Genomic DNA, 19,786 nt, shown 5'->3' with positions numbered 1-19,786 from the left:
ATGGCCGCATGGCGTGGCGAACCGAAATTCAGGAGCTTCGGCTCTCCTGCTCACGCGTAAAGCGCTGCATGACGTCCAGGGTTTCCTGGCTGACGTGGTGCTCCATGCCCTCGGCATCGATGCGCGCGATACGGTCGCTGACGCCGAGGGCACGCAGGAACTGCAATACGATGGCGTGTCGCTGGTTCGACATGGCCGCCATCGCTTCTCCTTTTTCGGTCAGGAACAGCGAGCGATAGGGCTTGCTGGAGACCAACCCCAGTGACTTCAGCCGGGTCACCGTCTTCGACACCGTGGCCTGGCTGACCCCCATGCGGGCGGCGATGTCCGTCGACCGCGCCTCGCCCTGGTGCTCCAACAGATCGGCGATCAGCTCCACGTAGTCCTCGAGAAGCTCGGTTTCATGGGCATTGCGCACGGCAGCATACTGCTGCGCATGCTGATCGCTGGGCGGCAGGGCGTCCGCCTGGCTAAGGCGATCCGGCATTACTTCGTTCGGGGAATCGGTCATCGCGCCAATATAGCCAAAGTGCTCATAGGGCGGCAACAGTGCACCGATAGAGATTTCCTACTACCCTACAAGTTAACCTTGGCTAAAATACTAGCCGAACACTTAGAAACTCACTGTAACGAAACAACCCACATTCAACGGCCATGACGTCTGAGGAGAGTGACCGATGCCGGTTCCCAAGGGACTGATGCTGCTCTGCGCCCTCGCGCTAGCCCTGCCGACCACGACCCATGCCGAGGAGTCTCCGCTCAGGGTGGCGGTCACCTTTTCCGTGCTGGGGGACCTGGTGCGCGAGGTCGCGGGCGATGACGCCAAGGTGGAGATACTGACTCCGGTCGGCGCGGAAGTGCACGAGTGGGAGCTGGTGCCGAGCAACTTCATCGCGCTCGAGGAGGCCGACGTGGTGTTCTACAACGGTTACGGGCTAGAGCAGTGGATCGGCCAGGTCGAGGCCACGGTGGGTGACGGCGTGCCGCTGATCGCCCTGGCCGAGGAGAGCGGCTACGCCACCCAGCCGATCGCCACCGGCGACTTCGCCGGCAATTCCGACCCGCACATGTGGATGGATCCGCGCGCCGCTGCCGAGTACGCCCGGGTGATCGCCGATTCCCTCGCCGAGGCCAGACCGGGCGCTGCCGAGGCCTTCCAGGAACGCGCCGAGGCGCTGGGAGAATCGCTGCACGCCCTGCATGACGAACTCACGCAGACCCTCGCCGACATTCCCCAGGAGCAGCGCCTGCTCATCACCAGCGAGGCGGCCTTCCTCTACTTCGCCGACGCCTTCGGCTTCGAGCACGACGGCATCTGGGGCAACAATGCCGAGCAGGAGGGCTCGCCGAATCAGATCATGCGCATCGTCGACAAGATCGAGGAGCGCCGTCCGGCCGCCATTTTCTGGGAGAGCACCATTTCCGATCGCCACGTACGCAGCGTTGCCAGCGAGACCCAGGTAGAGATCGCCGGCCCGCTCTACGTCGATTCCCTCAGCGAGCCAGGCGGTGAGGCATCGGATTATGCCGGCATGTTGCGCCACAACGTCCATTTGCTACTCGATAGCCTGGGAGGCGAACATGATTGAACCCGTTCCCGCACTGCAGGCACGCCGGCTCTGCGCGGCTTATCATCAGCAGACCGTGCTCGAGGATATAACCCTCTCGTTGCCCCAAGGCCAGTGGACGGCCATCGTCGGCCCCAACGGCGCCGGCAAGTCGAGCCTGCTCAACCTGGTGATCGGCAGCCTTGCGCCGCTGCGTGGGGAACTGCGGATTCTCGGCGAGAGCCCTGCCTCTCAGCGCCGGGCCGGCAACATCGCCTACATGGCCCAGCAGGAGAACATGGAGTGGGACTTTCCCATTTCGGTACGCGACACGGTGCTGACCGGCCGCTACGGCCTGATGCGCCATGACCCGCTGTGGCAACGCCTGATGCCCCGGCACTGGGCCAATCCCAGCCACCGGCAAGCCGTTGAGGCCGCCCTGAAGGCCGTGGACATGGCCGATTATGCCGCCCGCCCCATCGGAGCGCTGTCCGGCGGTCAGAAGAAGCGCGTGATGCTGGCGCGCGCCCTGGCTCAGCAGGCCAGGATTCTGCTGCTCGACGAGCCCTTGGCGGGGGTGGATCCTCCCAGCGAGGCACTGATCCTCAAAACGCTCGAACGCGAACGCAGCGCCGGGCGCACCGTAATCATGGTGACGCATGACATGCCGAGCGCACGCGTGCATGCCGACAACGTGCTATTGATCAATCGTACGCTGGTCGGCATGGGCACGCCGGACGAGATGCTCAGCGACGCCATGCTGGCGCGCCTGGCGGTCGGAGAGCCCGAAGCCAGGCATGGAGGTACCCGTGTCGCAGCTTGAGCCATACGCCCTGGGCCTGATCGATGCCCTGACCGCGCTGCTGATGATGGCGGTCAACCTGCTGCCGGAGAACCTGGCCGCCCCCTTCGAATATCGTTTCATGCAGCGCGCACTGCTCACTTCGGTCCTGGTGGGGGCGATCTGCGGGCTGCTCTCCTGCTATGTGGTGCTCAAGCGCTGGTCGCTGCTGGGTGATGCCATCTCCCATGCGGTGCTGCCCGGCGTAGCCGTCGCCTACCTGCTGGGCTGGCCGTTCTTCATCGGCGCCTTCGTCACCGGTGCACTGACCTCACTGGGCATCGGCGCCATCGAACGCCATACACGCATCAAGTCGGATGCGGCCATGGGGCTGATGTTCACTGCCGCTTTCGCGCTCGGCATCGTGATCATCAGCAAGATCGCCACCAGCACCCACCTGATGCACATCCTGTTCGGCAACGTGCTGGGCGTGAAGACCTCGGCGCTGGTGCTGACCTTGCTGGCCAGCCTGGTGGCACTGCTGACGATCTGGCTGGCCTATCGCCCGCTGCTGCTCTACACCTTCGATCCGCAGCAGGCCCAGGCGCTGGGATTCAATACCGGCGCCATCCACTACGGGCTGATCATGCTGCTGACGCTGACCATCGTCGCCAGCCTGGAAACCGTAGGCATCATCCTGGTGGTGGCGATGCTGATCACTCCTGGCGCCACGGCGCACCTGCTCACCGACCGCTTCACCACCATGCTGGCCATTTCAGTTGCCGTCGGCGTGACCTCCGCCGTGGTGGGGCTGATGCTCTCGGTGTCGCTGGATGTCGCCTCGGGCGGCACCATCGTGCTGGTGGCCTCGAGCCTGTTTCTCGTCGCCCTGCTGGCCGCCCCCAGGCATGGGCTGGTAGCCCGCCATTGGCGGCGCTGGCGGCTCAATCGCGCTCAGGCATGACTAGGCTTTGTACGAAAATTAGGAAGTTGGGCGGCGCTTCAGGGTCGTGCGACGATCGTGGTAGGCGATCGCCAGGCCGCTGCCGATGATCAGCGCACTGCCGACGAACACCCATACGTCGGGCATCTCGCCCCAGAACCACCAGCCCAGCAGCACCGCCCACAGCATGGCGGTGTAGTCGAAAGGCGCGGCAATGGCCGCCGGCGCATGACGAAAGGCCATGGTGATGAAAGCCGTGGCCCCAACCCCGATGATTCCCGCCCCGAGGAAACCCAGCCAATGCCAGGGGAGAGGGGTCTGCCATACCCACGGTAGCGTCACGGCAGTCAGCAGCATCGGTACCAGCGTCATGTAGAAAACCATTGCCCAGAGATGCTCACGTGCACCGTAACGCCGTGCGGTGATCATCATCAGCGCATAGAAGACGGCCGCCGCCAACAGCGACAGCGCCCCAGGATGAAAGGCGTCGCCGCCGGGGCGCACCACCACCAGCACCCCCACGAAGCCCAGCACGGACGCCGCCAGCACCGGGGGATCGATCTTCTCGCCCAGTAGCGGTACCGACAGCAGCGTGACGAACAGCGGGGCGACGAAGGCGATCGCCGTGGCCTCGGCCAGGGGCAGCAGCGTTAGGCCAAGCACGAAGAAGAACATGGTGCCGGTGTAGATCAGGCCGCGTACCAGATGCACCACGGGGCGACGGGATCGCAGCTTGGCGAGACCACCACCGAAGTGGGCCAGCAGCGCGATCATCGGCAGTGACACCAGGGTACGGAAGAAGATGATCTGCAGCGGCGAATGCACTTCGCCCAGCCACTTGGCGATGGCGTCGCCGATGGCGAGGCACAGCACACCGGCACACATATACAGAATGCCCTTCAATGATGGCGACATCACGCCCCCTCGTGTCAACCAGGCTGCCAAAAACCACCCCGCCAACCGAAAGGGCGGCGGGGCTTGAAGATTAACAACCTAATGGCTGACGCGAAGCGCGACAAGTGTCATGCCCCGACATGACGCATTCGATCATGGACAGGTCGAGGCCGGAACGGACACGGCTGCTGCAGCATTGATCGAGCGGATCTGCGACAAGCGGATCTCCCTCGGGGCCACTTCCAGCGTGGCAAAACGGGAGCTCGACCCGGTCATGGCCTGATGCGCCAGGGTCCTTCGAACGAGCCCAAACGAACGACGCCCCGCATGTGCGGGGCGTTATTGGGCGTCAGTCTTATAGCCGGTCGAGCATCGCTCAGTTGTGGGCGACTACCATGCAGTCCATGCCTTGGGCACGCAGGCTGTTGCAGGCCGAATGCGCATCGCTCTCCTGCAGGTCGACCAGACGGGCACGGAACACGCGCCGTTCGTCGTTCGACTGCGCCACGGACACGCGCACATCGTTCAACACACTCGCCAACTGGTCGGCGGCACGTGTTGCCAGGTGGCGCGCCTGATCGGCGTCGTTGAAGGCACCGACCTGCACTGCCCAACTGCCACCACTGCCGCGAGGGGATTCGGCCTGGGCGATCAAGACGCGAATCGGGTCGTCGGCGGAGCCCATTTCGATATCCATCTCGGACTGGAAGGAGAGCTGGCGTTCCAAGTCGGCGCTGGCCATCTGGCTACTCGCCTCCGGAGCGGCCGCCAGCTGCTGGGCCGAAGGTGGCGGGCTCTCATGCAGTTCCATGCGATCCCCCAGCACGTCGGCTCGGGCGATCCAGTCGCCGCGCTGTAGCATTGAGAGCCGGGCGAAACCGCGATCGAGCAGGTCGCTCATGTGGGTATCGCGCGAAGCCGCTGTGAACCCACCCATTACTACCGAGACGATACGACGGTCGTTACGGATCGCCGAAGTCGCTACGTTGAAGCCGGAAGCGCGAATGAAGCCGGTCTTGAGGCCGTCGGCGCCGGGGTAGTTGCGCACCAGCCGATTGTGGCTGGTATGGGTGGTACCACGGTAGGTGAAGCTCTGGGTCGAGAAGTAGTGGTAATACTGCGGGAAATCCTGCATCACCCGGATCGACAGGGTGGCCATGTCGCGCGCTGTGGTGACCTGAGCGTTGTCCGGCAGGCCGGAAGCGTTGCGAAAAACGGTGTTGGTCATGCCCAGTTCGTTGGCGCGCTGGGTCATCATGCGCCCGAAGTTGGCTTCCGTTCCGCCCAACGCTTCGGCTACTACCACGGCGACGTCATTGGCAGAGCGCACCACCAGGGCCTTGATGGCATCTTCCACCGCGATGCTACTCCCTGCCGCAAGCCACAGCTTGGAAGCGGGCATGGACGCGGCATGTGACGATACCGGCAGCGGCTGCCTCATATGCATACTGCCGCTCTCGAGCGATTCGAACAGCATGTAGAGCGTCATCATCTTGGTCAGCGAGGCGGGGTAGCGCGTGGCGTCCGCATTTTCTGCGTGCAGCACGCCGCCGCTTTCTACGTCGATGACGATGGCCGCATAGCGGGGGTTGGCCTGCGCCGTACCGACCAATAACAATTGCAGGCAGAACAAAAGAAAGATAGCCACACCGAGGTTGTGTCGGTTGTAGGAGCGCATGACGAAGACCTCTGGTTCCCTTGTGATTCCCTGTGGCCCGATTCTGAAGCAGACCTAGACCCAGTATGGCCGCTAACGGAGCGGTTTACAGCCGGAATAGCGAGTTTTTTCCTCGTTATACCGGCTGCTTCCATCAAGCTTTCGTTTATTAATTATCTGGAATAACGACCTGTCGGCAGTGAGCGCAGCATCAGCCGCGCCAGCCAGATGGGCGGTCTAGCATATCGTCCAGACACGCCGGCACTGCGACCTGCTCGGCGACAGAAAAACACTTAAGACAAATTATACTTAGGCAGCTTCTTGCGCGACGAGCAAGAAGTTGCCTGACCTAGGCAACTCCTTGCCTAATTTTAATTATGCACTTGAGAGAAAAAACACCTAGCTTACTAACTGCGCTGCGTTTTTTCGCTGCAGGCATGCTTTCTGCCTTAACTAACTGTCCATCGGGACACACATTCACATCGTCAAGGAGCAGACCATGCCAACTCCCTGCTATATCAGCATCGAAGGCCAGACCCAGGGCAACATCACCGCGGGTGCCTTCACTCCGGATTCCGTCGGTAACATCTACGTGGAAGGCCACGAAGACGAGATGCTGGTCCAGGAGTTCAAGCACGTCGTGACCGTGCCGACCGACCCGCAGTCCGGCCAGCCCTCCGGCCAGCGCGCCCACAAGCCGTTCGTCTTCACCGTTGCGCTGAACAAGTCCGTGCCGCTGATGTACAACGCCCTGGCTTCCGGCGAGATGCTGCCCAACGTCGAGCTGAAGTGGTACCGCACTTCGGTCGAGGGCAAGCAGGAGCACTTCTTCACCACCACCCTGACCGACGCCACCATCGTCGACATCAACCTGCGCATGCCGCATGCCCAGGATGCCACCAAGGCCGAGTTCACCCAGCTGATGGATGTCTCGCTGGCCTACCGCAAGATCGACTGGGAACACACCGTCGCCGGCACCTCCGGTTCCGACGATTGGCGCGCCCCGTCCGAGGCGTAATCGCCTAGTGCCTGACGCCCCCGCCCGCTCACCGGGCGGGGGTATGCACGAATGAGGCAAAGACAGGAACGGTCATGCCCCCATCCGCTTCACCCCCTTCCCAGGCTGGTTTACGCGTTCAGCGGCTCTTGTCGACCCGCAGCGTCACCGAATAGCGGTAGTCGCGCTCCATCATGCCGAAGGAACCCAGGCTCGCATGCGGCGTGGTCACCCGCAGGTACCAGGTACCCGCTTCGAGCTGACGCTCGATCCTGAAGTTGCTGTTGTGTCCACTGTTCCAGTCGCGCTCCACGAGTTGCCCATCGGCATCGAGCAACTGCCCCGCAGGCGCCACGACGCCCGTATCTCCGGGGAAGGTATGGCTCTCCAGTACCACGCGAGCTGGAGCGTTCAGAATAAAGGTGAAGTAGCGATGCCCTGGCGTCATGACCTCGTACGGATGACCCGGCATCAGTTCGATGGCGTTATCCCGTGGGTCGCCCATGCCGGCACAGCCAGTCATCAGCAGCAGGATCAGTGGCAGAGAAGACACGAAGCGCTTCATGACAGACTCCTTTCCGAATAAGCCAGCCCTTATTCCCTCAGCCTAACCCCAACAGGCGCTCTGCGCCCAGCCAGATCAAGCGCAGCGCCAGCAGCGTCAACACCCACTTGAAGAGAAAGTCGAAGCGATGGTCGCTGACCCGGTGCAGCAGGCGCAGGCCCAGCCAGGTACCCGCGAAGCCCGCCGCCACCATCACCAGCATCAGCCCCAGCCAGTCGCGAAAGACGAACCCGGCGAAGCCGAAGATGAACGCCTTGGTGAGATGCTGCAGCGTCATGCAGGTAGCGAAGGTGGCTACCCGCGGCAGCCGTTCGCTCATGCCGATCTTGATGAACGAGGCCACCATGGGGCCGCTGGCACCCACCAGACTGGAAAGCAGGGTGGTGACGGCACCGGCGATCACGGTGCCGGTGCGCCCCACTGCCCGCTGGGGCAGACCCGGGCCCCAGCAGGAGTAGAGCACGAAGGCGGCGATGCACAGCTCCAGCACGCCATGGGGCAGGCGGATCAGCAGCCAGGCCGCGACCAAGGCACCGACCACCACCCCAGGCAGGAACGCCGCGACGATATCGCGGCGAATGTGACGCCAGGTCATCAGCGCGCGGCCGCCATTGGAGCCGAGCTGCACCATGCCGTGCACCGGGATAAGTGCCGTGGCCGGCATCACCTGGGCCATGGCAATGATCAGCAGCGTGCCCCCACCGATGCCGGCCGCCGCCGAGAGCGCCGAGGTCAGCACCGAGAGCAGCACCAGGCCCAGGTTGACCCCGGCCGACAGCGGCGAGAGCAGTTCCAGCATCAGCATCGGGACCTCATGGTAGAGCCTATGTGCGTGCCAAGGGAGAGGCGCAGCGATGGCATCATATTATCCACACTCAAAGCGTTTCCGGGGTATCACACCGGGAGGGTTTTCCCCTACCTTAACCAAGGCAGCCATAATTACCTCAATAAGCTTTTCAGCACCATATCGATGGTGGACAGTTGCGTTTCCCGCCATGGGATCATTCGAGCAGAGGAACCAATGCAGCTACTGACGACCCGAGTCGCCCCGGAGTGGGTCGATTACAACGGCCATATGAACGATGCCGAATACGCCCGAGTCTTCTCGCTGGCGGTGGATACGCTGATGGAACGGATAGGGCTCGATGACGAAGGGCGCGAACGCTTGGGTCATACGCTTTTCACTCTCGAGACCCACCTCTGCTACAGGCGCGAGGCCCACCAAGGGCAAGCGCTGACCGTCGACGTGCTGCTGCTCGATCGCGACGCCAAGCGACTGCACCTGTTCTTCACCATGCACGACGACAACGGCGAGCTGCTGGCTACCAGCGAGCAGATGCTGATGGGCATCGATACGCACCAGAACCGGCCCGCCCCGTTCCCGCCCGCCGTGGTCGATGCCATCGAGGCCGTGCCGCGGGCCGAAGCCGACGCCTGGCCGCAGGCCGCCGGTCGGCGTATCGGCATTCCTCGCTCTCTACCCTGAGCCAGTGGCTGCCCGATGCGCCGCATCGAGGCCGTGATGAATCGTCTGCACGATTCCCTCATCCAGCATCGTCCGCAACCCCTTGGCCGTGGTGCCGTCATAGGCAATCAGCCGCTCCACCATGTCGCCGGGCTCGGTACCCAGCTTCTCCAGTAGCAGGCTGCCGCCCACCAGGGTCTGCATGACGGCCTCTCGGGCGATCTCGTCGGAGAGCCCTGCGCTCCGGGCATGCTCCAGCATCGATTGGGCGAGCAACGCTGGGTAAGCGGGCCCTGCACCGCTCAGGGCCGTCAGGTAATCGAGATCGTGCTCGGTGGGAAGCTCCCGCGCCGTGCCGCAGCTCGCCAGTAGCGCCTGAACGAGACGCTTATCGGCGACGCTGACCTGCGGTGAGGCAAACCATGGAAAGTAGGCCCGACGGATCTCCGCCGCGGCGTTGGGCATGGCGCGCACCACCCGACTGCTGCCCACCTGGCTGGCGACCTCCTGCAGGGAGGCCATCGCCAGCAGCGAGATGACCAGCTTGTCGTCCAACTCGACATCGAGGCTGGCGAGATCTTCCGGGCGCACAGAGAGCACGACGACACCCGCCAGGGCGACCAGCTCGCGGTTGTCCTTGACGCAACGCACGCCGGGCCAGTCGCGGTAGGCCTCGGCGCGAGAGGCGCGCGAGGAGATCACGAGTCGTTCGGGAGAGACGATGTTTCGCTCCAGCAAGGCAATGCCGAGCGCACGTCCCATCCAACCCTGCCCACCGATGATCCCGATAACAGCGTCTTGCGACATAGTTTCCACCTCCTCGGGTCGGGTCCGACATCGCCGTTGATGGCTCTTGCTACCTCATGACGAAATTCGCAGGTGAAATTCTTCCCAATAGATGTACACCAATGTACATTTAGACGACCAGGATGTACACGCGCTACTGTCTTTGCAACGTACAACAAGAGCGAGACCCGACCATGGCTAACGACCCGCTGCTGCAGCCCTTCCAGCTCAAGCATCTCACCCTCAAGAACCGGCTCATGATGACCTCCCATGAGCCCGCCTACCCTGAGGACGGGATGCCCAAGGAGCTCTACCGGGCCTATCACGTCGAGCGGGCCAAGGCCGGCCTTGGCCTGACCATGACTGCAGGGTCCGCGGCGGTGGCCAAGGATAGTCCGCCGGTGTTCAACAACATCCTGGCCTACAAGGATGAGGTGGTGCCGTGGATGCGTGAGCTGACCGACGCCTGTCACAAGCACGGCACGGCGGTGATGATCCAGCTGACGCATCTGGGCCGGCGCACCCGCTGGGACAAGGGCGACTGGTTGCCGGCGGTATCGGCCTCGCACCGTCGCGAAGCGTCCCACCGCGCCTTTCCCAAGCAGGTCGAGGAGTGGGACATCGAGCGCCTGATCCGCGACTACGCCGACGCCGCCGAGCGCATGCATGCGGCCGGCCTCGACGGCATCGAGCTGCAGGCCTACGGCCACCTGATGGATCAGTTCTGGTCGCCGCTGACCAATACCCTCGAGGCGCCCTACGGGGGCGATCTCGACAACCGGCTGCGCTTCACCTTCGACGTGCTGCGCGCCATTCGTAAGCGGGTCGGCGAAGATTTCATCGTCGGCGTGCGCTTCACCGGCGACGAGATGCTTCCGGGCGGACTGACGGCCAGCGACGGCATGGCGATCTCGCAGCGCCTGAAGGACAGCGGTCTGGTCGATTTCCTCAACGTGGTGCGCGGGCATATCGACACCGACCCGGGGCTCACCGACGTGATTCCCATCCAGGGCATGCCCAGCGCCCCTCACCTCGACTTTGCCGGCGAGATCAAGCGACAGGTCGATTTTCCCACCTTCCATGGCGCCAAGATCCAGGACGTCGCCACTGCCCGCCATGCCATCGCCTCGGGCAAGGTCGACATGATCGGCATGACCCGCGCCCACATGGCCGACCCACACATCGTGCGCAAGATCGTCGAAGGCCGTGAAGAAGAGATTCGCCCCTGCGTCGGGGCCAACTATTGCCTCGATCGCATCTACCAGGGCGGTGCCGCCTACTGCATTCACAACGCGGCTACCGGTCGCGAAACTACCATGCCCCATACCATCCCCAAGGCAGCGCAGCAGCGCCGGGTGGTGATCATCGGCGCCGGACCCGCAGGGCTCGAAGCCGCCCGCGTCGCCGGCGAGCGGGGCCATGAGGTAGTGGTACTGGAAGCCGCCAGCGATGCCGGAGGACAAGTGCGCCTCACGGCGCAGAGCGAGCGGCGCCGCGAGATGATGGGCATCATCGATTGGCGCCTGGAACGCTGCGAGGCGCTCGGCGTCGAGATCCGCTACAACGTCTGGGCCGAAGTCGAGGACGTGCTCGCCGAAAAGCCGGACGTGGTGATCGTGGCCACCGGCGGCTATCCCATGGAGGATCGGCCCGAGGTCGGGCACGAGCTGGTGGTCACTACCTGGGACATTCTTTCCGGGCACGTGCCGCCGGGCAGCCGGGTACTGTTGTTTGATGATGCCGGCGACCATGCTGCCATGCAGGCGGCGGAGATCATCGCCGCCACCGGGGCCGAGCTCGAGATCATGACGCCGGACCGCACCTTCTCGGCGGAGATCATGGCCATGAACCTGGTGCCCTACATGCGCTCCTTGCAGCGTCCCAACGTCACCTTCACGCCCACTTACCGGCTGAAGTCCGTGCAGCGGGACGGCAGCGAGCTGCTCGCCAAGATCAACAGTGACTACGTCTCTCCAGGCAAGCAGGACCTGAACCACGAACGACGCATCGACCAGGTAGTGGTCAACTACGGCATCACGCCGATGGCAGACGTCTATTTCGAGCTCAAGCCACACTCGAGCAATGGTGGCGAGGTGAACTACGAGGACCTGATCGTCGGGCGGCCCCAGGCCGTCGTTCGCAATACCAACGAAGGTTTCCAACTGTTCCGCATCGGCGACGCCGTTGAGTCGCGCAACACACATGCCGCCATCTACGACGCCCTGCGGTTGGTCAAGGATATCTAGGATGGTGACTTGGTCATGCAAGGAGGAAAATGTACTCTCCTGTACATTCACCCGCTCCGGATCTTGGAAACGCCTCGATGCCATCATCAACCGACAAGCCCAACACCAAGTGGAAAGGCTCCCGCGATGCCTGGCTCGACGCCGCCTTCGGGCTGTTGCTCGACTCCGGTGTCGACAGCGTGCGGATTCTGCCACTGGCCAAGCGGCTCGACGTCTCGCGAACCAGCTTCTACTGGTTCTTCAAGGATCGCGAGGCGCTGCTGGAGGCCTTGGTCGAGCGCTGGCGGGAGAAGAATACCCAGGGCCTGGTGCGGCAGACCGAGGCCTATGCCGAGGGCATTACCGAGGCGATCCTCAACGTCTTCGACTGCTGGCTGGACCCCGAGCTGTTCGACTCCCAACTGGAGTTCGCCATGCGCAGTTGGGCATTGCAGTCGGAGGAAGTATCGAGGGAGATCGATGTCGCAGACGAGACGCGCATCGCAGCGCTGACGCGCATGTTCGAGCGCTACGGCTATGAGCCGCTGGCGGCCAACGTTCGCGGCCGCACCATCTACCTTACCCAGATCGGCTATATCTCGATGAAGACCCAGGAAGCACTGGAGGTACGCATGCGGCGCATCCCCGCCTATGTCGAGATCTTCACCGGGAAAGCGCCGCAGTCTCGCGAGCTGCAGCGCTTCCAGGCCCGGCATGGTTCTGTGTCTGAAGCCGTCTCCTAGTCACGCCTGCTCGCCCAAGAGTTGCTGGCCAAGAAACGCGAACGCCAGCGCCTGCATATGCGCGCGCTGAGGGTTGTCGGCCGCGCCGCCGTGGCCGCCTTCGATATTCTCGTAATAGATGGCTTCATGCCCCTGCTCGCGCATGCGCGCCATCATCTTGCGCGCGTGCCCCGGGTGGACGCGGTCGTCTCGGGTGCTGGTCATCAGCAGCAGCGGGGGATAATCGGCCGTAGGGTCGAGGTTGTGGTAGGGCGAGACATCGCGCAGGAACTCCCAGTCGTCACCCTCGGGGTCGCCGTACTCGGCCATCCACGAGGCACCGGCCAGCAACAGGTGGTAGCGGCGCATGTCGAGCAGCGGTACCTGGCACACCACGGCGCCCAGCAACTGCGGATAGCGGGTGAGCATATTGCCCACCAGCAGGCCACCGTTGGAGCCGCCCTGGATGCCCAGCCGCTGCGGCGAGGTGACGCCGCGCTCGATCAGGTCCTCAGCCACCGCGGCGAAGTCCTCGAACGCCTTGTGGCGCTTTTCGCGCAGTGCCGCCTGGTGCCAGCGCGGGCCGTACTCGCCGCCGCCGCGAATGTTGGCCACCACGTAGACGCCACCCTGGATGAGCCAGGCGCGCCCCACTCCGGGACTGTAGCCGGGCAGCAGCGGTACCTCGAAGCCGCCGTAGCCGTAGAGCAGGGTCGAATGCTCGCCGTTTGGTTCGAGGCCGCGCCGCGCCACCTGGAAGTAGGGAACCGGCGTGCCGTCCTCGCTGGTGGCGAAGTGCTGGGTGACCTCGAGGCCCTCGGCATCGAACAGCGCCGGCGCCTGCTTGAGTTTTTCCAGTGCCTCGCCGGCCCGGCCATGCAGTAGCGTGGTCGGGGTCAGGTAGTCGCTGACGATCAGGAAAACGTCGTCACTCTCCTCGTCGTCCACCGCGCTCACGCTGACGCTGCCGAGCGTCGGCGCGCCTTCCAGCGGCTCGGGCTGCCACTGCCCGGCTTCGGGAGTCAGCACGAAGAGCCGATGCTTTACCTCGTCGAGCACGGTGAGGATCAGGTGGCGGCGGGTCCAGGTCACGTCGGAGAGCGAGGTGCGCTCGGTGGGGGTGAACAGCACGCGCAGGTCGCGCTCCCCGGCCATGAAGGCGTCGAAGTCGGCGATCAGCAGCGCCCCGGCGGGATGGGTGGTGCCATTCACTTCCCAGGGTTCGCGCAGTTCCACGATTAGCCACTCGCGGTGCACCTGCTTATGGGCGGAGTTGGGCACCTCGATGCGGCGCAGGTGGCCGTCGGCCTCGCGCAGGTAGAGCTCGTTGTCGTAGAAGGCGCGGGCGCGGCTGACGAAGTCGCGCTCGAAGCCCGGCGTGGAATCGTGGCCGGCACCAACCGCCATGTCGCCGGGCTCGCCCTCGAAGATCGTCTCGGCCTCGGTGAGCGGCGTGCCGCGCCGCCACTGCTTGACGATGCGCGGGTAGCCGGAGCTGGTCATCGAGCCCTGGCCGAAATCGGTCTGGACGTAGACGTTGTCGCGGTCGATCCAGCCCAGGCTGCCCTTGGCCTCGGGGCGGAAGAAGCCCGCCTCGACCCAGCGCTTCTCCACCAGATCGAACTCGCGGGTGACGTCGGCGTCGGCACCGCCGCGGGAGAGTGACACCAGGCAGTGCCGCCAGGGCGCGTCGGGCGATTCGGGACGCAGGCAGTGGGCGCCGTGCCACACCCAGTTCTCGCCCTCCTCGGCGTTGAGCGCGTCGAGGTCGACCAGTACCTCCCACTCGGGGCGTGCCTTGCGGTACTCGGTAAGCGTGGTACGCCGCCACAGCCCGCGGGGATGGTCGCGATCCTGCCAGAAGTTGTAGACGTGCTCGCCGCGCTTGACCACGAAGGGGATGCGATCGTCGGCTTCGAGAATGGCCTGGAGGTCATCGCGCAGCTCAGCGAAGCCGGGTGAATCTGTCAGCTGCGCCTGGCTCTCGGCGTTGCGCTCCTTCACCCAGGCCAGGGCGCGCTCGCCCTCGACCTCTTCCAGCCAAAGATGGGGGTCGTGTTCGTCGTGCGGGGCAGCCATGCGAGCCTCCTGGTGGGCGTGGTTTGCCCACCAAGCTAGCCTGCTCCGGCCGCGGGCTCAATGGCATCGCGCCGGGGAGAGGACTCAGCGCTCGAAGATAACCGTACGGCTGGTATTCAGGAAGACGCGCCGCTCCACGTGCAGGGCCACCGCACGAGCAAGGGTGAGGCACTCGATGTCGCGGCCCTTGGCAACGAGATCCTCCGGGTAGTCGGCGTGGCCGACCGTTTCAACGCCCTGAGTGATGATCGGCCCCTCGTCCAGGTCGTCGTTGATGTAGTGGGCGGTGGCGCCGACCAGCTTCACTCCCTTCTCGTAGGCCTGGTGGTAGGGGCGCGCACCCTTGAAGCCGGGCAGCAGCGAGTGGTGGATGTTGATCGCGCGGCCGGAGAGCCTGGTGCACATCTCGCTCGAGAGCACCTGCATGTAGCGCGCCAGGATGACCAGCTCGGCCCCGCTGGCATCGATCACCTCCCGCACCTGGGCTTCCTGCTCGGCCTTGGTCTGCGGCGTGATCGGGAAGTGGTGGTAGGGAATACCATGCCACTCCGCCAGCGATGCCAGATCGGGGTGATTGGAGACGATGGCGCGAATCTCGATCGGCAACTGGCCGGTGCGGTAGCGGTAGAGCAGGTCGTTGAGGCAGTGGTCGGCCTTGGAGACCATGATCACCACCGGCATCAGCCGCCCTGGCGGCGTCAGCTCGAAGCTCATCCCGAACTCGGCGGCGCGTTCGGCGAAGGCCGTCTGGAAGACGGCGGCATCGAAGCCGGCCTCCTCGGGACGGAATTCGGTGCGAATGAAGAAGCGACCACTCAAGCGGTCGTCGAAGGACTGCTGCTCGGTGATGTAGCAGCCCCGCTCCTTGAGAAAGCGAGTGACCACGTCCACGGTGCCCAGGCGGCTGGGACACTGCGCGGCCATGATCCAGATGTCGTCGTATCGATTCATGCTACCCCTCCGGCGGCGAGTGCAATATAGGCTCGTATGAAAAAAGGGCCGGGGAAACCCCGGCCAAACGCGCCTGGCAAACGAGACGCCGAGTCACTTCTCCACGCCGATGGCATACTCTGCACCGGCATCCAGCAGCCAGCGATAGAGATAATCGGCGAAGCTGCGGCGTATCACCAGTTCCCAACGCTCCTCGGAGGGGCGGCGGATGATGGCGGTGGCCTTGGCGAAGACCGTGGTCACCCCCTTGCCCACCGGGAAGTGGCTGGGATGGACATCGTAGATCGCCGACTTCATCAGCAGCTCACGAGCCGCCTCGCCGGAAAGCTCCACCAGTGTCTGGCCGCCGCTGACGTCGCTGATGGCATAGTGGGCATCCGCGAGGCGTTCGCGCAGCCGGGTCTCCAGCTCGAACACCTCGCCGCCGGGAACGATCACCAGCCACTCATCCGGAGAGAGCCACTGGATCGAGCGCTCGCCGCTGGCGTCCACGACCAGCCCTTGGGGCTGGCCGGGCAGGCCCAGGCCCAGCACCTCGCGCACCGCCTCGTCGAGGACGATGGCGCCGCCGCGCAGGATCAGGTGACCCAGCAGGGCGCGCTCGCGCAGGGTGACGCGGCTCTGGGGGCCGACCCTTGGGGTGCCGCTGCGGTGATAGCTGTAGGCCAGCGATGACTCCACCGGGATGGCGCCATCGGTACGGGAATCGAAGGTAGCCGCGTTAGACATTCTGGCGCTCTCCCTTGGGGTCGTAGAAGATCGGGCTGACGATTTCGGCTTCGTGAGTCTGGCCGTCCGCCATGGGCAGGTAGACGGTCTCGCCCAGCTTGTTGTGGCCACCCTTGACCACCCCCAGGGCGAAGCCGGAGTTCAGGGTCGGGCTGTAGTAGCTGGAGGTCACGTGTCCGGCCATTGGTACGGGGACGGGATGCTTGGGATCGAAGACGATCTGCGCGCCCTCCTCCAGCACCACCTTGGGGTCCTTCGGCTTGAGACCCACCAGCTGCTTGCGGTCCGTGCGGCGTGTATCGGAGCGCGACAGCGCCCGCTTGCCGACCCACGAGTAGGGCTTGTCGTAGCCGACGGCCCACTGCATGCCCAGGTCTTCCGGGGTGACCGAACCGTCGCTGTCCTGACCGGCGATGATGAAGCCCTTCTCGGCGCGCAGCACGTGCATGGTCTCGGTGCCGTAGGGCGTCAGGCCATACTTGTCGCCGTGCTCGAACAGCGTCTTCCAGACGTGCATGGCGTAGTTGGCCTGGACGTTGATCTCGTAGGCGAGCTCGCCGGTGAAGGAGATGCGGAACACCCGCGCCGGTACGCCGGCGACATTCCCAGCACGCCAGTCCATGAACTTGAACGTGTCGCGATCGAGATCGATGTCGGTGATCTCGGCCAGCAGCTTGCGCGCCTCGGGACCGGTGATGGTCATGGTGGCCCAGTGGTCGGTTACCGAGGTGAAATAGACCTGCAGTTCCGGCCACTCGGTCTGGTGCCACAGCTCCAGCCACTCCAGCACACCGGCGGCGCCACCGGTGGTGGTGGTCATCAGGAAGTGGTTCTCGCCCAGGCAGCTGGTGGTACCGTCGTCCATCAGCATGCCGTCGTCCTTGCACATCAGCCCGTAGCGGACGCGGCCCACATCGAGCTTCATCCACTTGTTGGTATAGATGCGGTTGAGGAACTCGCGGGCATCAGGCCCCTGGATGTCGATCTTGCCCAGGGTGGAGGCATCGAGGATGCCGATCTTCTCGCGCACTGCAAGGCACTCGCGGGCCACGGCCTCTGCCATGCTCTCGCGTTCGCCGTTGCCGGCTCCGGCGCGTACTTGTGGAAAGTACCAGGGGCGCTTCCACTGGCCCACGTCCTCGAACTCGGCGCCATGCTCCACGTGCCACTGGTGCAGCGCGGTGTAACGCTCGGGGTCGAAGAGGTCGCGGCAGTGACGGCCGACGATGGCGCCGAAGGTCACCGGGGTGTAGTTCGGCCGGAATACCGTAGTGCCCACCTCGGGAATGGAGCGACCCAGGCAGCGAGCGGCGATGGCCATGCCGTTTATGTTGCCCAGCTTGCCCTGGTCGGTGCCGAAGCCCATGGCGGTGTAGCGTTTGACGTGCTCGATGGACTCGAAGCCCTCGCGGGTGGCCAGTTCGATGCCCGCCGCGGTGACGTCGTTCTGCAGGTCGACGAACTGCTTGGGCGCACGCAGGGTCGGCTTCTCGTGGGGCACCTGGAACAGCGGTGCCGCCGGGCCCTGTTCGAGAATCTTGGCCTGGGGCAGGCTGACCGCCGGGGCCGCATGGCCGGCAGCGGCGGCAGCCTTTACGCCGGCTTCCACGCCCTCGGCCAACACCTCGCCCAGGGCATAGGTGCCATTGGCACCGCCGCAGGCCTGGACGCCCTTCACCAGGCTCGGTACGAAGCCGAGGAGGTCGTCACGCCAGGTGGGCCGGGCGCCGGTGTGGGAAGCCAGGTGAATCACCGGGCTAAAACCGCCGGAGCTGGCGATGGTGTCGCAGGCAAGCGTCTCGGCCTGGCCGGTAACCTTGTAGGCGTCGATATCGATCTTGGCGACCCGCGCCGAGCTGACGCGGCTTCCGCCCTTGGCCTCGATCACGGCGCTGCCGGTGATGATGCGTATGCCCTGGGCGCGGGCGGCCTCCACCCAGTCGCCGGCCGGCGCCTGGCGGGCGTCGACGATGGCCACCACTTCACGCCCCGCCTCCTTCCAGTCGAGGGCGGCACGGTAGCCGTAGTCGTTGCTGGTAGAGAGCACCAGCTTGTTGCCCGGCGCCACGCCGTAGCGGCGGATATAGGTGGAAACGGCGCCGGCCAGCAGGTTGCCCGGCACGTCGTTGCCGGCATAGACCAGCGGGCGCTCGTGAGCGCCGGTGGCCAGGACCACCTGGCCGGCACGCACGCGGTGCATCCGCGACCGGACCGGACGATGGCCCTTCACCAGCGGGGCGGTCTCGCTGAGGTGCTCGGTGCGCCGCTCGTGCAGGGTGACGAAGTTATGGTCGTGGTAGCCGTTGGCCGTGGTGCGCGCCAGCAAGGTGACGTTCTCGCAGCCAGCCAGCTCCTCGAGCACCTGGGCCACCCACTGATCCGCCGGCTTGTCGTCCAGGGTCTCGCGGCTATCCAGCAGCGAGCCACCCATTTCCTCCTGCTCGTCGGCGACGATCACCCTGGCCCCGCTGCGCGCGGCGGCTAGGGCCGCGGCCAGGCCGGCAGCACCGCCGCCCACCACCAGTACATCACAGTGCTGGTGCAGGTGGTCGTAGGTGTCCGGGTCGGCTTCCATGGGGCTGCGCCCCAGGCCGGCGCTCTTGCGGATGTACTTCTCGTAGGTCATCCACAGGGAGGCCGGAGCCATGAAGGTCTTGTAGTAGAAGCCCGGGGGCATGAACTTGCCACCCACCTTGCCGACCAGGCCCATCAGGTCGCGCTGCACGTTGGGCCAGCCGTTGGTGCTGCGGGCGGTCAGGCCGGCAAACAGCGCCTGCTGGGTGGCGCGCACGTTGGGCACCTGGTCCGCTTCGGTGCTGCCCAGCTGGACGACGGCATTGGGCTCCTCGGCGCCGGCGGCGACGATGCCCCGGGGCCGGGAGTACTTGAAACTGCGGTTGACGATATCCACGCCATTGGCCAGCAGCGCCGAAGCCAGGGTGTCACCCGGGTGTCCCTGGTAGCTCTGGCCATTGAAGGTGAAGCTCAGGGTGCGGGAGCGATCGATCCGACCGCCCTTGGCCAGACGGTGCGCTTGTTTCTTGGACTGGCTCATATCTGCTCTCCCTTGACCGTTGGCGCTGCGGCGTTGGTGGCACCCACGGTCTGTTGCCCGCCGCTGGCTACCTGCACGTTGCCCTGCGTTTGCTGGCTCGCCAGGCTCTCGGCGGTGACACGGGGCTGTTCGCCCATCTTGTAGGTTTCGAGGATCTCGTAGGTCACGGTGTGGCGGGTGACGTTGAAGAACTTGCGACAGCCCACCGCATGCACCCACAGCTCATGGTGCACGCCGCGGGGGTTGTCACGGAAGAAGAGGTAGTCGCCCCACTCCTCGTCGCTGCACGCCTCGGGATCCTTGGGTCGCTCGATATGCGCCTGGCCCTTGGGGTGAAATTCCTCTTCCTCGCGGTGTTCGCCGCAGTAGGGGCAATAGATATAGAACATG

19 protein-coding genes are annotated in these 19,786 nt (G+C 64.7%); 8 read left to right on the top strand and 11 right to left on the bottom strand.

Features of this window, described 5'->3' with window-relative positions; genetic code table 11:
• Positions 1–28 precede the first annotated feature (28 nt).
• The gene (mntR, locus tag HNO52_RS01215; RefSeq protein WP_197567276.1) at positions 29–487 is read right to left on the bottom strand and encodes a manganese-binding transcriptional regulator MntR; all 459 of its coding nucleotides are present in this window, start codon (positions 485–487) and stop codon (positions 29–31) included.
• A 190-nt stretch (positions 488–677) separates the two neighbouring features.
• Here mntR and HNO52_RS01210 point away from each other — a divergent pair, with 190 nt between their 5' ends.
• From HNO52_RS01210 to HNO52_RS01200, 3 genes are read left to right on the top strand one after another with little or no spacing between them, the layout of a single operon-like run.
• A complete protein-coding gene (locus HNO52_RS01210) occupies positions 678–1,589 on the top strand; it encodes a metal ABC transporter solute-binding protein, Zn/Mn family (RefSeq protein WP_197567275.1) in 912 nt (303 codons plus the stop codon).
• Entirely contained in the window at positions 1,582–2,370 is a 789-nt protein-coding gene (locus tag HNO52_RS01205) for a metal ABC transporter ATP-binding protein (RefSeq protein ID WP_197567274.1), read from the top strand. Before HNO52_RS01210 ends, HNO52_RS01205 begins: the two co-directional genes overlap by 8 nt.
• Positions 2,371–2,413: 43 nt before the next feature.
• Positions 2,414–3,292: a metal ABC transporter permease gene (locus HNO52_RS01200; RefSeq protein ID WP_232090724.1), complete on the top strand. Its 879-nt coding sequence runs from the start codon at positions 2,414–2,416 to the stop codon at positions 3,290–3,292.
• Positions 3,293–3,310: 18 nt separating this feature from the next.
• On the opposite strand, the gene HNO52_RS01195 is transcribed toward HNO52_RS01200, so the two are convergent.
• Positions 3,311–4,186: a DMT family transporter gene (locus HNO52_RS01195; protein WP_197567272.1), complete on the bottom strand. Its 876-nt coding sequence runs from the start codon at positions 4,184–4,186 to the stop codon at positions 3,311–3,313.
• Between the two features lie 109 nt (positions 4,187–4,295).
• On the opposite strand from HNO52_RS01195, the gene HNO52_RS01190 reads away from it, so the two are divergent.
• On the top strand, positions 4,296–4,448 hold the full coding sequence (locus tag HNO52_RS01190; protein ID WP_197567271.1) for a hypothetical protein: 153 nt from the start codon (positions 4,296–4,298) through the stop codon (positions 4,446–4,448).
• Between the two features lie 93 nt (positions 4,449–4,541).
• Here HNO52_RS01190 and HNO52_RS01185 read toward each other — a convergent pair whose 3' ends face one another.
• Positions 4,542–5,843, bottom strand: a complete 1,302-nt coding sequence (locus HNO52_RS01185; RefSeq protein WP_197567270.1) for a D-alanyl-D-alanine carboxypeptidase — start codon at positions 5,841–5,843, stop codon at positions 4,542–4,544.
• A 478-nt stretch (positions 5,844–6,321) separates the two neighbouring features.
• Between HNO52_RS01185 and HNO52_RS01180 the strand changes: the two genes are divergently transcribed.
• Positions 6,322–6,840 carry an Hcp family type VI secretion system effector gene (locus HNO52_RS01180; protein WP_167117474.1) on the top strand — a complete coding sequence of 173 codons (519 nt, stop codon included), beginning with the start codon at positions 6,322–6,324 and terminating at the stop codon, positions 6,838–6,840.
• 118 nt (positions 6,841–6,958) lie between these two features.
• Here HNO52_RS01180 and HNO52_RS01175 read toward each other — a convergent pair whose 3' ends face one another.
• Both HNO52_RS01175 and HNO52_RS01170 read right to left on the bottom strand, forming a co-directional pair.
• On the bottom strand, positions 6,959–7,384 hold the full coding sequence (locus tag HNO52_RS01175; protein ID WP_197567269.1) for a hypothetical protein: 426 nt from the start codon (positions 7,382–7,384) through the stop codon (positions 6,959–6,961).
• A 37-nt stretch (positions 7,385–7,421) separates the two neighbouring features.
• Positions 7,422–8,189 carry a sulfite exporter TauE/SafE family protein gene (locus HNO52_RS01170; RefSeq protein WP_232090471.1) on the bottom strand — a complete coding sequence of 256 codons (768 nt, stop codon included), beginning with the start codon at positions 8,187–8,189 and terminating at the stop codon, positions 7,422–7,424.
• 216 nt (positions 8,190–8,405) lie between these two features.
• On the opposite strand from HNO52_RS01170, the gene HNO52_RS01165 reads away from it, so the two are divergent.
• On the top strand, positions 8,406–8,870 hold the full coding sequence (locus HNO52_RS01165) for a thioesterase family protein (protein WP_197567268.1): 465 nt from the start codon (positions 8,406–8,408) through the stop codon (positions 8,868–8,870).
• On the opposite strand, the gene HNO52_RS01160 is transcribed toward HNO52_RS01165, so the two are convergent.
• Positions 8,862–9,656, bottom strand: coding sequence for a pyrroline-5-carboxylate reductase family protein (locus HNO52_RS01160; RefSeq protein ID WP_197567267.1), 795 nt, complete (start codon positions 9,654–9,656; stop codon positions 8,862–8,864). The two genes, HNO52_RS01165 and HNO52_RS01160, sit on opposite strands and share 9 nt — an antisense overlap.
• Positions 9,657–9,829: 173 nt before the next feature.
• On the opposite strand from HNO52_RS01160, the gene HNO52_RS01155 reads away from it, so the two are divergent.
• Entirely contained in the window at positions 9,830–11,881 is a 2,052-nt protein-coding gene (locus HNO52_RS01155) for an NADH:flavin oxidoreductase (RefSeq protein WP_197567266.1), read from the top strand.
• A gap of 77 nt (positions 11,882–11,958) precedes the next feature.
• Positions 11,959–12,603 (top strand): TetR/AcrR family transcriptional regulator, encoded by a 645-nt coding sequence (locus HNO52_RS01150; protein ID WP_197567265.1) that lies wholly within the window; start codon positions 11,959–11,961, stop codon positions 12,601–12,603.
• On the opposite strand, the gene HNO52_RS01145 is transcribed toward HNO52_RS01150, so the two are convergent.
• The 5 genes from HNO52_RS01145 to HNO52_RS01125 all read right to left on the bottom strand — a co-directional run bounded on the left by HNO52_RS01145 (position 12,604) and on the right by HNO52_RS01125 (position 19,785).
• Positions 12,604–14,661, bottom strand: coding sequence for a prolyl oligopeptidase family serine peptidase (locus HNO52_RS01145; protein WP_197567264.1), 2,058 nt, complete (start codon positions 14,659–14,661; stop codon positions 12,604–12,606).
• An 84-nt stretch (positions 14,662–14,745) separates the two neighbouring features.
• Positions 14,746–15,612, bottom strand: a complete 867-nt coding sequence (gene purU / locus HNO52_RS01140) for a formyltetrahydrofolate deformylase (protein WP_197567263.1) — start codon at positions 15,610–15,612, stop codon at positions 14,746–14,748.
• A gap of 93 nt (positions 15,613–15,705) precedes the next feature.
• The gene (locus HNO52_RS01135; RefSeq protein WP_197567262.1) at positions 15,706–16,341 is read right to left on the bottom strand and encodes a sarcosine oxidase subunit gamma; all 636 of its coding nucleotides are present in this window, start codon (positions 16,339–16,341) and stop codon (positions 15,706–15,708) included.
• Positions 16,334–19,396: a sarcosine oxidase subunit alpha family protein gene (locus tag HNO52_RS01130; protein WP_197567261.1), complete on the bottom strand. Its 3,063-nt coding sequence runs from the start codon at positions 19,394–19,396 to the stop codon at positions 16,334–16,336. The genes HNO52_RS01135 and HNO52_RS01130 overlap by 8 nt, the downstream gene beginning before the upstream one ends.
• Positions 19,393–19,785, bottom strand: coding sequence for a sarcosine oxidase subunit delta (locus HNO52_RS01125; RefSeq protein ID WP_197567260.1), 393 nt, complete (start codon positions 19,783–19,785; stop codon positions 19,393–19,395). The genes HNO52_RS01130 and HNO52_RS01125 overlap by 4 nt, the downstream gene beginning before the upstream one ends.
• Between the last annotated feature and the right edge of the window lies 1 nt (position 19,786).

The organism is Halomonas sp. MCCC 1A13316 (assembly GCF_014931605.1).
GTDB lineage: Bacteria > Pseudomonadota > Gammaproteobacteria > Pseudomonadales > Halomonadaceae > Halomonas.
Note: the sequence above shows the minus strand (reverse complement) of the source record. Positions and strands in the feature narration are given on the sequence as shown.

Coding starts and splice junctions, on each gene's coding strand:
- mntR (WP_197567276.1), bottom strand. CDS start 487: ATGCCGGATCGCCTTAGCCAGGCGGACGCCCTGCCGCCCAGCGATCAG.
- HNO52_RS01210 (WP_197567275.1), top strand. CDS start 678: ATGCCGGTTCCCAAGGGACTGATGCTGCTCTGCGCCCTCGCGCTAGCC.
- HNO52_RS01205 (WP_197567274.1), top strand. CDS start 1,582: ATGATTGAACCCGTTCCCGCACTGCAGGCACGCCGGCTCTGCGCGGCT.
- HNO52_RS01200 (WP_232090724.1), top strand. CDS start 2,414: ATGATGGCGGTCAACCTGCTGCCGGAGAACCTGGCCGCCCCCTTCGAA.
- HNO52_RS01195 (WP_197567272.1), bottom strand. CDS start 4,186: ATGTCGCCATCATTGAAGGGCATTCTGTATATGTGTGCCGGTGTGCTG.
- HNO52_RS01190 (WP_197567271.1), top strand. CDS start 4,296: ATGCCCCGACATGACGCATTCGATCATGGACAGGTCGAGGCCGGAACG.
- HNO52_RS01185 (WP_197567270.1), bottom strand. CDS start 5,843: ATGCGCTCCTACAACCGACACAACCTCGGTGTGGCTATCTTTCTTTTG.
- HNO52_RS01180 (WP_167117474.1), top strand. CDS start 6,322: ATGCCAACTCCCTGCTATATCAGCATCGAAGGCCAGACCCAGGGCAAC.
- HNO52_RS01175 (WP_197567269.1), bottom strand. CDS start 7,384: ATGAAGCGCTTCGTGTCTTCTCTGCCACTGATCCTGCTGCTGATGACT.
- HNO52_RS01170 (WP_232090471.1), bottom strand. CDS start 8,189: ATGCTGATGCTGGAACTGCTCTCGCCGCTGTCGGCCGGGGTCAACCTG.
- HNO52_RS01165 (WP_197567268.1), top strand. CDS start 8,406: ATGCAGCTACTGACGACCCGAGTCGCCCCGGAGTGGGTCGATTACAAC.
- HNO52_RS01160 (WP_197567267.1), bottom strand. CDS start 9,656: ATGTCGCAAGACGCTGTTATCGGGATCATCGGTGGGCAGGGTTGGATG.
- HNO52_RS01155 (WP_197567266.1), top strand. CDS start 9,830: ATGGCTAACGACCCGCTGCTGCAGCCCTTCCAGCTCAAGCATCTCACC.
- HNO52_RS01150 (WP_197567265.1), top strand. CDS start 11,959: ATGCCATCATCAACCGACAAGCCCAACACCAAGTGGAAAGGCTCCCGC.
- HNO52_RS01145 (WP_197567264.1), bottom strand. CDS start 14,661: ATGGCTGCCCCGCACGACGAACACGACCCCCATCTTTGGCTGGAAGAG.
- purU (WP_197567263.1), bottom strand. CDS start 15,612: ATGAATCGATACGACGACATCTGGATCATGGCCGCGCAGTGTCCCAGC.
- HNO52_RS01135 (WP_197567262.1), bottom strand. CDS start 16,341: ATGTCTAACGCGGCTACCTTCGATTCCCGTACCGATGGCGCCATCCCG.
- HNO52_RS01130 (WP_197567261.1), bottom strand. CDS start 19,396: ATGAGCCAGTCCAAGAAACAAGCGCACCGTCTGGCCAAGGGCGGTCGG.
- HNO52_RS01125 (WP_197567260.1), bottom strand. CDS start 19,785: ATGTTCTATATCTATTGCCCCTACTGCGGCGAACACCGCGAGGAAGAG.